Raw genomic sequence first — 13211 nt, forward strand, 5'->3', positions numbered from 1 at the left:
TGCTGGAGGGAGGAGAGGTGAGGAGGGCCGCGATGGCCGCCGTCGCCGTGCACGACGCCGTCCTGGGGGAGGGGCGCCCCGTCCTCCCGTACGCGGAGACGGGCCGGCCGGGAGGCACACCGCTCGTCCTGGTGCACGGCTACCTGGACTCCTGGTGGACGTTCGAACCGATGCTGCGCCGCATGCCCCCGGGACTGCACGCGTACGCCCCCACCCAGCGCGGTCACGGCGACGCAGACAAGCCGCCCGACGGCTATCTGCCGGAGGACTTCGCCGCGGACCTGATCGCGTTCATGGACAGCCTGGGCCTGGAACGGGCGGTCCTGGCCGGCGGGTCGAGCGGCGGGGTGCAGGCCCGCATCGTCGCGGGCCGCCGGCCGGACCGCGTGGCGGGCCTCGTCCTGCTCGGCGTCCCGGCCACCCTCTCCGACAAACCGCGGGCCGCCGAACTGTGGGACACCGTAAGGAAGTTGCGGGACCCGGTGGACCCCGCGCTCGCGGCGGCCCTCGTGGACGGCATGACGGCGGCCCCCATGGGACGCGGCTTCCTGCAGACCGTCGTCGACGAAGTCCTCAAGTCCCCGGCCCACGTCTGGCGCGAGACCCTGCGCGGCCTCCTCGAGACCGACCTCCGGGCCACCCTGACGGGAATCCTCGTCCCCACCCTGGTCGTCTGGGGCGACCAGGACCCGATCCTGACCCGCGAGGACCAGCAGACGATCCTCGACGCCGTCCCCGACTCCCGCCTCCTCGTCTACGAGGGCGTGGGCCACGTCCCGTACTGGGAGGCCCCGGACCGCGTGCTCCGCGACCTGGCCGCCTTCATGGCCGACCACCCCTGAGGACCGGCCGCCCGAAACCGCGGATCAGTACGCGTCCGCGCTGGACAGGGCGTCGTCGATCAGACGGGTGGCGAAGTCCTGGTCGTCGGTGATCCGGTTGATGACCTCCGCCAGCAGGAAGGCGGTGGCCTCCAGGGGGTTCATCTCCTCCCGGGTCCAGTCCCCGTACTGCTGGCGCCACAGACTGGGGCTGAGCCCGGTGCCGGCCGCGATGACCAGCCCGGCCATGGTGGGGACGGCCTCGGGGCGGATGCTCTTGGGCATCCTGCCCATCGAGGTCACGAGGTTGGGGACGATGTACTCGATCACGTTCTTGTCGTGGTCCTCGCAGGCCATCCGCAGCCACTTCATGTACATGAAGATGATCGTGCACACGCCGTCCAGGAGGTCCTGGGCCCCCGTGGGCCCCAGGGAAGCGGTGAACTGCCGGTCCAGCAACTGCCGTTCGGGATCGACCTCGGTCCTGCCGTCGTAGATGGCCTTGAGCCGGGAGTCGACCAGCATCAGCGCCGCACTCACGTCGCCGGCGGGAGCGTACTGGGGGTCGCAGGGCGAAGACACAGGATCCTCCTCGGGTGACCGCGTTGCCCGTACGCTAGACCGCCGCCGAGGCGGGGGTCCGGCGAATGCCGAGGGAGGCCCCTCAGGAGTGAACGCCGCCCCCGCGTGCGCCAGGTGTCGCGCGAGGGAGCCGGGACGCGCGACGGACGGCGGATGAATCACCGGCGGGCGGCCGCCAGGATGACCGTCATGGATCCCGAACTCCAGGCATTCGTCCCCCTGTTCCCCAAGATGGACCTGACCGACCCGGTCGCCGAACGCAAGCAGTACGCCCGACTCGCCGCCACCCGACCCGCCCCGGACACCACGGATCTCGACATCGAGGACCGCCTGGTGACCGCCGACCCCGACGTGCCGGTACGGATCTACCGTCCGCGCGCGGCGCGCGGCGCGGTCATCTGGCTCCACGGCGGCGGATACGTCGTCGGGGACGTCGACACCGAGCACGCGTGGGCCGCCCGCATCGCGCGGGGTTCCGGCGCGGTGGTGATCTCGGTGGGCTACCGGACGGCCCCCGAGGACCCGTTCCCGGCCGCGCTGGACGATGTCTACGCGGTGCTGCTCTGGGCCGCCGGACACGCCGCCGAACTCGGCTTCGACCCCGAGCGGCTCGCGGTCGCCGGACACAGCGCGGGCGGCGGCCTCGCGGCCGCCGTGGCCCTGCGGGCGCGGGACGAACAGGGCCCGCGGATCTGCTTCCAGCTGCTCAACGAGGCCCAGCTCGACGACCGCCAGGAGACGTGGTCGCAGCGGAACTTCACGGAGACGCCGTGGATCACGCGGGACATCGCCGCCCAGTCGTGGCGCCACTACCTGGGCCCGGCGACCGCGACGCCGTACGCGGCGGCCGGACGGGCGGAGGACCTGTCGGGCCTGCCGCCGGCCTACATCGCCACGGCGGAGTACGACCCGAACCGCGACGACGACATCGCGTACGCGCTGCGGCTGCTGCGGGCGGGCGTGTCGGTGGAGCTGCACCAGTGGCCGGGGACCTTCCACGGCTCGCAGGCCATCCTCTCCGCCGAGGTCTCGCACCGGCAGATGGCGGCGATCACGGACGCGCTGCGGCGCGCGCTGACCGACTGACGACGGCCCGACCGACAGCGAGGAAGAAAGGACGACGGTCATGAAGATCCGAATGGCCCTGTGCGGCGGCCTGGCCGCGCTGACCCTCGGCACGGGAACGGTGGCGGCGGCTCCGCCGCACGGCACCCCGGACGAGACGGCCGCCTTGCGGTCCGCCCTGGAGGACGTCCACGAGGCGGGCGTGCCGGGGGTGTTCGCGGAGGTCCGCGACTCCGGCCGGACGTGGCGCGGCGCGTCGGGGGTGGCGGACACGGCCACCGGCCGCCCGGTCACCCCGGACATGCTGCAACGCGTGGGCAGCATCACCAAGACCTTCACGGCGGCGGCGGTCCTGCAGCAGGTGGAACGGGGCAGGATCCGCCTCGACGCACCGGTGGCCGACTACCTCCCCGACCTGCTCCCCGGCGAACGCGGCCGGAGGATCACGATCCGTATGCTGCTCAACCACACCAGCGGCATCCCCGACCACATCCGGTACGCCTTCCCGTCGCTTCAGACGGGCTCCCCGAAGAGCCTGGACGACAACCGGTTCCGGCAGTTCACCCGGGCCGAGCTCATCGACCTGGGCGTGTCGGCGGCGCCGGCGGGCGAACCGGGTGCCACGCCCGGGGTGTACTCCAACACCAACTACCTGATCCTGTGCGCGCTGCTGGAGGAGGTGACCGGTGAGCGGGCCGAGGACTACATCACGAGGAACGTGATCCTGCGAGCGGGCCTGCAGCACACCTACTTCCCGACGGGAACGGACATCAAGGGCCCGCACGCCCGGATGTACGAGTCGCTGTGGGGTCTGCTCGACCCGCCGCGCGACTACAGCGTCTACAACATGTCGTGGGTGGCCGGCACGGCCGACCTGGTGTCCACCATGAACGACCTCGACCGCTTCTTCGGCGCACTGCTCGACGGACGGATCGTGAGCCGCGCCTCGCTGGAGGAGATGCAGCGGACGACTCCCGTGATCGCGCTGGACGGCTCGACATCCGCCTACGGCCTGGGGCTCGAGAAGGTCGACATCCCGGGGTGCGGCACGTTCTGGGGCAACACGGGAACGGTCTGGGGCGCCGGAACGATGTCCATGACCCGCTCCGACGGCGGCCGCCAGATGTCGATCGCGCTCAACCGGATGAGGTGGAACGAGCCGGACGGGGAGGGGCGCCCGCAGCCCCATCCGATCGACGGCGCGCTCACGGCATGGCAGCGGGAGGCGCTGTGCGGCTGAGGAGGACACCCGCCCGCACCTTCTGAGGACGGGACGCGCCCGGGTGTCGCCCTCCGCCCGGAAGGCGACACCCGGGCGCCGGGTTTTCACACCACCTAGGCCGTGTTTTAGGTAGCGCGGGCGGCCAGCCATTTGGTGAGGTCGCCCGCGATCCGGTTGATGCCGGTCTCGATGGTGACGTCGTGTTCGCGGCGGGTGGTGTCGCGTCGGACGATCTCGTAGCCCCCCTCGTCCAGCACGGCGACGGAAGCGAACCAGGCGGGATCGTCGTCGTCGGGCTGGACGACGACGAAGGTGTTGTCCGTGCCGTTCAAATCGCTGATCAGCATGAACAGGGCGTCCTCGGACGGGTCGTCGACGTGGTCGCCGTTCTCGCTGTCCGCGCAGTAGTACTCGGCGGCCACAGGTCCTCCCCATGCGTGCGCTGCTCGAAGTCCGGCGGCCAGCATGGCACGGCCGTGACCGGCGGGCGGATCACAGCCACTGATGGATCGCCGCGACCTGGACGGCCGCCTCGAACCGGACCGCGAGCCTGTCATAGCGGGTGGCGACCGCGCGGTGCTGCTTGAGTCGGCTGATCCCGCACTCGACCGCGTGTCGGGCCTTGTAGTCCTGCCGGTCGAAAGCGGGCGGGCGACCACCGGTCCCGCCGCGGCGCTTGCGATTGCGGACCTGGTCGGCCGGTTCCGGGATCGTGCACCGGACCCCGCGTCCGCGCAGGTAGGCGCGGTTCGCGCGGGAGGAGTACGCCTTGTCGCCCGCACCCGCAGCGGACGGCTCCTTGGCCGGCCCGGACCGGTCCTGGGCACCCAGATCGCGTCCAGGACCGGTTCGAACTGCGGGCTGTCACCCCGCTGCCCGGCGGTGACCAGCAGCGACAACGGCTTCTGGCCCTGCTCGCACGCCAGATGGATCTTCGTGGTGAACCCGCCCCGCGATCTGCCCAGCCCGTGGTCGTCCGGCTCGGTGATGACACCGCCGGGCGGTTCCTTCTGCCCGGCGCCGTCCCGGCGGGCGCCGGCCGCGTGCTGGTGAGCCCGGCAGACCGTGGAGTCGACGTTGACCTCCCAGATGATCAGCCCGGCCGCATCCGCCCTCGCCTGCAACAGCGTCAGCAGCCGGGCCCACACGCCCTGCCGCTGCCATCGCCGGAACAGCCCGTACACGGTCTGCCAGGGCCCGTACTCATCCGGCAGATCACGCCACGGAACCCCCGTCCGCACCCGCCACCGCACACCATCCACCAACCGCCGCCGACCCGGCGACCGGCGACTCACACCCGCCGCAGGCAGCAACGACTCCAGCACCGCCCACTGCTCATCGGAAAGATCCCCACGCCCCACACCGTGATCATCGCAGCGCGAGGCATGGAGCAGACCCCCGAGCTAAAACACGGCCTAGGCGCCGGGTTCTCACACCCGGGCGCCGGTCCTCACGCCCCGGCGCTCCCGCCGACCCGCTCGACCGGGACCCACAGCTGGGAGTCGGTCTCCTCGCCGATGTCCACCGGTCGCGTCCGCAGCAGCTCGGGACCGGGCCGGCTCGCGTACGGGTTGGACGGGAACCACTGGGTGAACACGTCCCGCCACAGCTCCTGGAGGGCGCTGGGATAGGGCCCGTGGTCGTCGAAGACCGCCCAGCTCCCGGCCGGCACGTCGAGGGCGTCGAGTTCCTCGGCGACCGCCTCGGGGCCGGTGGCCACACCGATCCAGTAGTCGACCTCGGCGCCCTCCTCCCGGCTGTCGGTCAGGTGCACCACCGCCGACAGGACCCCCTCCGGCTCCCCGCCGGCCAGCTCCTTCATCCGCGTGATCGCCTGCGCGTCCAGGCTCTCCACGTGGGCCGCGGCCGCCGCGTTGACCCCCTCGTGCACGAGCGGGACCCGCGCCTTCCTGCCGACGACCCGAAACGCTTCCTTCTCGACGATCCGGTACCGCATGGTCGTACTCCCTTCGACGACGACACGGAAGGACATGCGCGGCTGTGCCGTGAGCGTCGCACCCGTGCGCCGGGCCTCGCCCGGTCCGATGCCGTGCACCGACCGGAACGCCCGGGCGAACGCCTCGCCCGAGCCGTACCCGTACCGCACGGCCACGTCGAGCAGCGTCCGTTCCCCGCCCAGTACCTCGGCCCCGGCGAGCGTCATGCGCCGGCGCCGCACGTACACGGAGAGCGGCATCCCGGCGAGCGCCGAGAACAGGCGCCGGAAGTGGTACTCCGACGTCGTCGCGATCCGGGCGACCTCGGCGACGTCGACCTCCCGGCCCGCCTCCGCCTCGAGGCAGCGCTCGATGTGGTCGAGCGCCTGGTTGAGCTGCTCCAGCACGGGTGCGTGTCCTTCCCTCGATGCCTTCACCGTAGGAGCGGCCACCCGCCCGGAACCCGATGATCCGTGCCCGGAACGATCGGGTGGCCCGCCGGGCGGCGACAGGCCGTCCCTCAGACGGCGACCGAGAGCAGGTCCACCACGAAGACGAGCGTCGAACCGGCCGGGATCAGCGGCGAGGGCGACTGCTTGCCGTAGCCGAGGTGCGGGGGAACGACGATCTCGCGCCGGCCGCCGACCCTCATCCCCCTGATCCCCCGGTCCCAGCCCTTGATGACCCGGCCGCCGCCCACGGCGAACTTGAACGGCTGCCCCCGGTCCCAGGAGGCGTCGAACTCCTTCCCGGACGCGAAGGTGACCCCGACGTAGTGCACCTGGACGACCCTGCCCGGCTTCGCCTCCAGCCCGTCCCCGACGACGATGTCCCGGATCGTCAGCTCCTCGGGAGCGTCACCCTCCGGAAGGTCGATCTCGGGTTTCGACAGTTCACTCATCGCAGCCTCGTCACTCTCCGCCGGAGGCCCTCGCGAGAGCCGGCCGGACGCATGGTCGTTCCATGCGGTGGACGATCACGCTACCGAGAAGACGCGAACGGCTCACCACCGGCCACCGCGCCGGTGCGGCCCTCCTCAGGCCGGGTAGGCGATCGAACCCAGCGGCGGGCAGGGGGCGAGCGTGGTGCCGACGCCGGGACGTTCGACGAAGGCCCGGGCCTCGGCCGCCCGCAGGCGCCGGTGGTCCAGCTCGTCGGCATGCCGGGCGTCGTACCTGGCGTGGGGGTGATCCCACGTGTCGTCGATGAGACCGAGGCTGGTGTTGCCGGAGCTGCGCTGGAACTCCGCCTTCATGACGACCTGCCGGAGCGCGGTCGCGGTCGCGGAGAGATCGATGCGGGTGATCAGGACGCCGGGGGTGTTCGGCGCGCGGGTCGGCATCGGAGCCTGGGGGAGGACCGACACCCCGGTGTCGAGACGGCCGATGTTGTCGACGGTCATCTGCTGGGCTTCCCTCGACATGATCTGCATCTCCTGGTGCAGCCAGAAGAACTCGTCGAGGTCGGCCTGGGTGACGCGTATCCGCCGGTACAGGGCCTGGAAGCGGGGATCGCCGTGCAGCGGGCGTACGGGGGCGACATGGAGCCCCACGCAGTCGTTGTAGCCGGCGGCCACCGCGGCGTCGAAGTGGAGGACGGCCTGATCCGTCTGCCCGTACGCGCAGGCCAGACCACCGAGACCCGCATGGGCCGCGGCGGCGAGCCACGCGCCGCCGGGGCCGAGGGCCGTGGCGCGCGCGACGACGTCGTGGAGCCCCGCGGTGCCCACCGCGGCGGGACCATCGAGCATGAGCGTCACCAGCAGATCGTGAAAACGGGCGGCCAGTGAGTCGACGGTGTCGGCCATGGATCTCCTCGAACCTCGGTGGTGAAGAGCGGAAGGGCGTTGTGTCTCCGGGAATCCCCGTGGACATGACGGGCGGACGAGGCGAATGGTTCCTCCGGGGACGGGCCGTGCCCGCGAACGCCCCGGCAGCCCTCTCTCGCGTACACGGAATCCCCTCCACCCCCTCCCTCCTTTTTCCCCCGCCCGGACCCGCCCACCGTGCCGCTCCGCGGTCGCCGCCCTACGTTCGGGACATGCGACGCCGCCGGATGCACATGTCCCGTGAGGCGCAGGACGCCCTGCTCAAGGCACTGCAGCAGCTGCGGGAAGAGCTGAAGACCCCTACGGAATTTCCCGCACACGTGCTCGAAGCGGCGGAGGCCGCCAAGGCCGCGCCCAAGCTGCCCGACAAGGACGCCACCGACCTGCCGTTGTTCACGATCGACCCGCCGACCTCGAAGGACCTCGACCAGGCCATGCACCTGGAGCGACGGCCCGGCGGCGGATACCGCGTGTACTACGCCATCGCCGACGTGGCCGCCTTCGTCAAGCCCGGAAGCCCGCTGGACGCCGAGGCCCACGACCGGATCGAGACGCTGTACTTCCCCGACCTCAAGGTGCCCCTGTACCCGCCGTCGATCTCCGAGGGACCGGCCAGCCTGCTCCCGGACCAGGTCGTCCCCGCCCTGCTGTGGCAGCACGACCTCGACGCCCACGGCGACGTGACCGGCTCGACGGTGAGCCGGGCCAAGGTCCGCAGCCGGGCCAAGCTCGACTACCAGGGCGTACAGCAGGCCATCGACGCCGGAACGGCCGAGGAGCCCCTCGCCCTGCTGCGCGAGATCGGCAGACTGAGGGAGGCCGTCGAGGCCGCGCGCGACGGGATCTCGGTGAACCTGCCGGACCAGGAGGTCACCCTGGAGGACGGAACGTTCCGGCTGAGCTATGTGGCGGCGCTGCCCGTGGAGGGCTGGAACGAGCAGATCTCCCTCATGACCGGCATGGCCGCCGCCGGAATCATGCTGGACGGCGGCACCGGGATCCTGCGGACCCAGCAGGAGCAGACCGACCAGGAAGTGGTCCGGCGCGTCCACGGCATCGCGAAGCTCCTGGGCATCGACTGGCAACCCGGCGTCTCGTACGCCAGGCTGGTCAACTCCCTCGAACCGACCGACCAGAAGCACATGGCCTTCCTGAGCGAGGCCACCGTCATGCTGCTCAAGGCGGAGTACACCACCTTCCGCGACCACCACCTCCCGGAACACACGAGGCATGCGGCCATCGCGGCCCCGTACACCTCCTGCACGGCCCCGCTGCGGCGCCTCGTCGACCGGTACACCGGCGAACTGTGCGTCGCCGCCTGCGCCGGCCAGGCCCCGCCGGCCTGGGTCCTCGACGCCCTCTCCTGCCTGCCCTGCGACATGGCGCGGGGAAAGGGCAGAGTGGCGGACCGGCGCGCGGTGGACCTGGCGGAGGCCGCGGTGCTCAAGAACCGGGTGAACGAGATCTTCAACGGCGCGATCATCAACACCGACGCGGAGGACGACAAACCGAAGGAGGGCACGGTACACCTGGCGGAACCCGCCGTGAGGGGCAGGATCACCTCCGGTTCCGAGCTCGTGCTGGGCGCGAACGTCCAGGCCGAACTCACGCGGGCCGACCCCCTCTTCTCCGGCAAGAACAAGATCCTCTTCAAGGCGGTGTAGAGGCCTGCAGCGGGTGCCGCGGAGCCCGCCGCCGACCCGGCCGCGGTCTGGCGGACACGCGTCAGTCCGGATCCGCCTGGTCGTCGGCGGGGATCCCCAGCCGGTCGGCGAGGCTGGTGAGGGCCGCCCCGAGCGGGAGGGCGATCCGGGTGAGGGCATGCCGGTCGCCGCGCGTCGGATCCCGGTTGATGATCAGCACCGGTGTCCCGGCCTGGGCGGCCTGACGCACGAACCGGAGGCCGGACATCACGGTGAGCGAAGAGCCCAGGACGAGCAGCGAGGCCGCCTCGCGGACCAGCCCGCGGCAGTGCTCGACCCGTGCCGGCGGTACGGCCTCGCCGAAGAACACCACGTCGGGCTTGAGGACACCGCCGCAGTTCGCGCAGGGCACCACGCGGAAGTCACCGACCTGCTCGTCGGTCAGATCGGCGTCACCGTCCGGGTTGATCCCGGCCGCCACCGGCGCGAAGCCCGCATTGGCCTCTTCGAGCCGCTGGGCGAGTTCACGGCGCGGACTGTACGTGCCGCAGGAGAGGCAGACGACCCGCGCCAGGCTGCCGTGGAGCTCCACGACGCCTCCGCTGCCGGCGGCCTGGTGGAGGCCGTCGACGTTCTGCGTGATCACGCCCGAGAGCAGGCCCCGGCGAGCGAAGGCGGCCACGGCCAGGTGCCCCGCGTTGGGCCGGGCGCGACCGAAGGTGCGCCAGCCGAGGTGACTGCGCGCCCAGTACCGGCGCCGGGCCTGGGCGCTACCGGTGAAGTCCTGGTACGTCATCGGGGTGTGCCGGCTCAGGCTTCCGCCCTGCCCCCGGTAGTCGGGGATCCCCGACTCCGTGGAGATGCCCGCGCCGCTGAGCACCAGTACTCCACCGGCCCCCAGCGCATCGGCGACCGGCCCCAGGTCCGTCGTACCCGGTGGCAGGTCCTCGTCGGGGGTCCAGCTCAGAGTGGGGCGCATACGCATGACGCCAGGGTACGGAAAGAGCCCGGCCGACCACTTCCGACACCGCGCCGCCCCGCCACCCGACTCCGCACGGTCCCGACGGGCGCACGCCCCGCAACCGCGCGAGCCCCCTCCCCGCCACCGCGGCTCACCTCGATGCCGGAATCATCCGCCCATGAGGAGAAGCCGCGTGTGGGAGACGAGTTTCCGATTGACGCTGGTGCTCTGCACGAAAATGGTGAAGTCGTCGTTGTGGTCGGGCTTGACGCGCGTTTCCACGTCCGGCAGGCCGAGCAGCGTCCGCGCCTGAGGGCCCGTGTACACCCGGTCCGTCTTCTTCTCCAGTACGGCGATCTGCTTGCGCGCCTGGATCTTCTCCGGCTTGGTCAGTTGGTAGAAGGCGCATCCCGTCCGATAGGTGTGCCCGGATTCGACGACCCGGTCCCGGATCGCCGCCTCACGGGAAACCGGAATCAGCCGGTATTCCGAGGGGTTCACCGGAGTGAGCCCCGCCGCCTCGATGGTGTTCTTGTTGACCGTCTCCGCGCCCGTGGAGAACACCGCGCGCGATCCGCGAATGCCCTGGGTGCGGCCGACCATGAACTTCTCGGTGGCCTCCCGGATGACCTGCCCGGCCTCCTCCAGGCCCTGCGTGCTCGTGGCGTCCCAGATCGCGACGTTCTCCTTGGGGAAACCACAGTTCATGGCCTCGCGCTTGCCCATCTGGTCCGGTACGAGAACGGCGAGGGTCCAGTTGTCCTCCTGCGTCCTGATCATCTCGGCCACGGCCTGGACCAGTTCACTCGGAGTTCCGGCCGGGGCGTCCGGGCAGCGGTGACTCGCGTTCTCCTGCCCGTCGGTGAGGACGAACGTCAGGAAGCTGTGGTCGCCGTACAGCTGGGCGGTCTGCGCCAGTTCCCGCTGCGACTTCAGAGCGGCCGCCAGCAGAGCCGTCATTCCGCCCGGCCGGTACAGCTGCTTGAGTGACGGCATTCGCAGCACGTCCTTGTCGTAGATGACGCATTCCACCTTGTCCGCGAAGACGTACACGGTGACACGCGTTTCCTGGTCCAGTTCCTTCGACCGGCGGGCGAGATACGCGATCTGCTGGTCGGCGACTTCGACGACCTTGCGGCTCAGGTGGGACATGGACGAACTGGCGTCCAGCACCAGGGCGACGTGATTGATGTAATTCTGAGTTCCGGACAAGACGGCTCCCCCTCTTCCGAGTTGATGCTCCTACCGTCTCACCCACCACTGACAATCGACCGGTCGCTCCGGTCGCCGACGCACCTGCCGACGCCCGGGCCCTCTGCTCGCCCGGTCGGGCCGGCTTTACGGCTGGGCGTGCCGCTCGGCCGCGTCGAACGCGGGCGCGAGCGGGGCCAGCGCCGCGCGGAGCCGGTCGGGCAGTGAGCCGGAGGGCACCACCAGTCCTCCGGTGGTGGGATTTCCGGCGCTCTCCGCGTCTCCGGCCGGCTGGAGCCAGCCTTCCAGCGCGATGCGCACCGCCGCGGCCACGCTCGCCGCGAGGACGCGGGCCGTGGGCGTTCCGGTGTCACCCAGGCGTTCGGCGAGCGCCATCGTGAGGGGGTGCCCGATGTCGGCGGTGGCGTCGAGGAAAGCCTCGCGCAGGGCGGTCCGGGAGGTGATCAGCAACAGCGCCCGCTGTTCGCTCTCGCCGGTGTCCGTGTACTGCTGGACCACCGCTTCGGTGACGGCGTCGGCCAGGCGTACTCCTGCGGGCCGGGCCGCGACCGCCGCCGCGACGCGCGCCTCCCGGTCCGCGGTGACGGCGGAGACGATCGCCTGCTCGCGACTGGCGAAGTAGTTGTTGTAGGTGCGCGGCGAGACCCCGGCCGCTTCGGCGATGTCCTCGACCCGCACCTGGTCCGGTCCGCGCTCCACGGCCAGGCGCAGGGCCGCCGCACGGAGCGCCTCGCGCGTGGCCTGCTTCTTCCGCTCCCGCAGCCCTGGTGGTGTCGTCACGGCGCCAGCGTTCCACACGGAGCTGCGTACGCGCAAAGTTACGTGTACGCAAACTTGCGTGCACGCATGTTTTTCTGTCAGTCTCGACCGACCGAGACCGACGGAGAGGACCTCCCATGCGAGCAAGAGGAATGACCTACGACACCGGATTCGTCGTGCACGGCCGGACATCCCGCGAGCACTTCGACCCCGAGGTGGTCCGGCGCGAGCTCGCCGTCATCCGCGACGACCTGCACTGCAACGCGGTCCAGATCATCGGCGGCGACCCGGAACGACTGGAGCTGGCCGCCGGCGCCGCCGCCGAACTCGGCCTGGAGGTCTGGTTCTCGCCCTATCCGCTGGAACTGGACCCGGAGCAGATCCTCACGCTCTTCCGCGACTGCGCCGAGCGAGCGGAACGGCTCCGGCAGCAGGGGGCCACGGTCGTGTTCGTCGCAGGGGTCGAGCTGAGCGTGATGAACCGCGGGTTCCTGCCCGGGGCGAGCCCCGAGGAACGGGTCGAGCAGCTGATGGGCCGGCCCGAGCGGCGGGCCGAAGCGATGCGCGAGCTCGGCATGCGCGTCAACGCGTTCCTCCGCGAGGCCGCGGCCACGGTCCGCGAGCGCTTCCAGGGCGGGCTCACCTACGCGTCCATCCAGTTCGAGCAGGTCGACTGGACCCCCTTCGACATCGTGACCTACGAGCTGATCCGCTCCGCCGAGGTCGCCGACCGGTTCCGGGAGGCGGTGCGCGCCCTGGCCCAGGGCCCGAAGCCGCTCGCCATCACCGGCTTCGGCACCGCGGCCTACCGAGGCGCGGGAGACCGCGGCGGACGGGTGCTGGAAGTGGTCGAGTACGACCCGGAGACCAAGGCCCCCGTACGGCTGGACGGCGCATACGAGCGTGACGAGGCCGGCCAGGCCGCCTATCTGAGCGAACTCCTTGAGATCTTCGAGACCGAGGGCGTGGACAGCGCGTTCGTGTTCCTCTTCGCCCTGCCCGGCTACCCGCACCGCCCGGACGGCGACCCCCGTGACGACTTGGACCGGGCCGGCCTGGGCATCGTCAAACTCCTCGAAGGACGCCGGGGGCAGACCTACCCCGACATGGAATGGGAACCCAAGGCCGCCTTCACGGCAGTGGCGCAGCGGTATCGGAGCTGACAGATCCCGAAAGCCCCC

Annotated in this window: 14 protein-coding genes; 5 read left to right on the forward strand and 9 right to left on the reverse strand. The window is 71.2% G+C overall.

Going from position 1 to position 13211, the window contains the following annotated elements; all coding sequences use genetic code 11:
* Window positions 1-32: 32 nt before the first annotated feature.
* Window positions 33-842, forward strand: coding sequence for an alpha/beta fold hydrolase (locus tag ACH4TP_RS28955; protein ID WP_389235139.1), 810 nt, complete (start codon window positions 33-35; stop codon window positions 840-842).
* Window positions 843-866: 24 nt separating this feature from the next.
* Here ACH4TP_RS28955 and ACH4TP_RS28960 read toward each other — a convergent pair whose 3' ends face one another.
* Window positions 867-1403, reverse strand: a complete 537-nt coding sequence (locus ACH4TP_RS28960; RefSeq protein ID WP_398439523.1) for a hypothetical protein — start codon at window positions 1401-1403, stop codon at window positions 867-869.
* A gap of 189 nt (window positions 1404-1592) precedes the next feature.
* Here ACH4TP_RS28960 and ACH4TP_RS28965 point away from each other — a divergent pair, with 189 nt between their 5' ends.
* Together ACH4TP_RS28965 and ACH4TP_RS28970 are read left to right on the forward strand one after the other, a co-directional pair.
* On the forward strand, window positions 1593-2489 hold the full coding sequence (locus ACH4TP_RS28965) for an alpha/beta hydrolase (protein WP_398183423.1): 897 nt from the start codon (window positions 1593-1595) through the stop codon (window positions 2487-2489).
* A 40-nt stretch (window positions 2490-2529) separates the two neighbouring features.
* On the forward strand, window positions 2530-3708 hold the full coding sequence (locus tag ACH4TP_RS28970) for a serine hydrolase domain-containing protein (protein WP_398439524.1): 1179 nt from the start codon (window positions 2530-2532) through the stop codon (window positions 3706-3708).
* Between the two features lie 107 nt (window positions 3709-3815).
* Here ACH4TP_RS28970 and ACH4TP_RS28975 read toward each other — a convergent pair whose 3' ends face one another.
* The 5 genes from ACH4TP_RS28975 to ACH4TP_RS28995 form a co-directional block, all read right to left on the reverse strand.
* Window positions 3816-4112 carry a hypothetical protein gene (locus ACH4TP_RS28975; RefSeq protein ID WP_398439525.1) on the reverse strand — a complete coding sequence of 99 codons (297 nt, stop codon included), beginning with the start codon at window positions 4110-4112 and terminating at the stop codon, window positions 3816-3818.
* A 70-nt stretch (window positions 4113-4182) separates the two neighbouring features.
* A protein-coding gene (locus tag ACH4TP_RS28980) for an IS5 family transposase (protein WP_398439526.1) occupies window positions 4183-5051 on the reverse strand; the annotation gives its coding sequence in 2 pieces (ribosomal slippage) (window positions 4183-4469 and window positions 4469-5051; 870 coding nt in all).
* 89 nt (window positions 5052-5140) lie between these two features.
* Entirely contained in the window at window positions 5141-6034 is an 894-nt protein-coding gene (locus tag ACH4TP_RS28985; protein ID WP_389235151.1) for a GyrI-like domain-containing protein, read from the reverse strand.
* A gap of 113 nt (window positions 6035-6147) precedes the next feature.
* On the reverse strand, window positions 6148-6528 hold the full coding sequence (locus ACH4TP_RS28990) for an FKBP-type peptidyl-prolyl cis-trans isomerase (RefSeq protein ID WP_389235154.1): 381 nt from the start codon (window positions 6526-6528) through the stop codon (window positions 6148-6150).
* Between the two features lie 135 nt (window positions 6529-6663).
* Complete coding sequence (locus ACH4TP_RS28995; protein ID WP_398439527.1) at window positions 6664-7434, reverse strand: hypothetical protein; 771 nt, start codon at window positions 7432-7434, stop codon at window positions 6664-6666.
* Between the two features lie 233 nt (window positions 7435-7667).
* Between ACH4TP_RS28995 and ACH4TP_RS29000 the strand changes: the two genes are divergently transcribed.
* Entirely contained in the window at window positions 7668-9119 is a 1452-nt protein-coding gene (locus tag ACH4TP_RS29000; protein WP_398439528.1) for an RNB domain-containing ribonuclease, read from the forward strand.
* Between the two features lie 61 nt (window positions 9120-9180).
* On the opposite strand, the gene ACH4TP_RS29005 is transcribed toward ACH4TP_RS29000, so the two are convergent.
* The 3 genes from ACH4TP_RS29005 to ACH4TP_RS29015 all read right to left on the reverse strand — a co-directional run bounded on the left by ACH4TP_RS29005 (window position 9181) and on the right by ACH4TP_RS29015 (window position 12051).
* Window positions 9181-10083 (reverse strand): NAD-dependent protein deacetylase, encoded by a 903-nt coding sequence (locus tag ACH4TP_RS29005; protein WP_398439529.1) that lies wholly within the window; start codon window positions 10081-10083, stop codon window positions 9181-9183.
* Window positions 10084-10227: 144 nt separating this feature from the next.
* On the reverse strand, window positions 10228-11271 hold the full coding sequence (locus tag ACH4TP_RS29010) for a vWA domain-containing protein (protein WP_398439530.1): 1044 nt from the start codon (window positions 11269-11271) through the stop codon (window positions 10228-10230).
* Window positions 11272-11397: 126 nt separating this feature from the next.
* A complete protein-coding gene (locus ACH4TP_RS29015; RefSeq protein ID WP_398439531.1) occupies window positions 11398-12051 on the reverse strand; it encodes a TetR/AcrR family transcriptional regulator in 654 nt (217 codons plus the stop codon).
* A 131-nt stretch (window positions 12052-12182) separates the two neighbouring features.
* Here ACH4TP_RS29015 and ACH4TP_RS29020 point away from each other — a divergent pair, with 131 nt between their 5' ends.
* A complete protein-coding gene (locus ACH4TP_RS29020) occupies window positions 12183-13193 on the forward strand; it encodes a hypothetical protein (RefSeq protein WP_398439675.1) in 1011 nt (336 codons plus the stop codon).
* The last annotated feature ends 18 nt before the right edge of the window (window positions 13194-13211 follow it).

The organism is Streptomyces sp. NPDC021012, from assembly GCF_044333355.1.
Classification (GTDB): Bacteria; Actinomycetota; Actinomycetes; order Streptomycetales; family Streptomycetaceae; genus Streptomyces.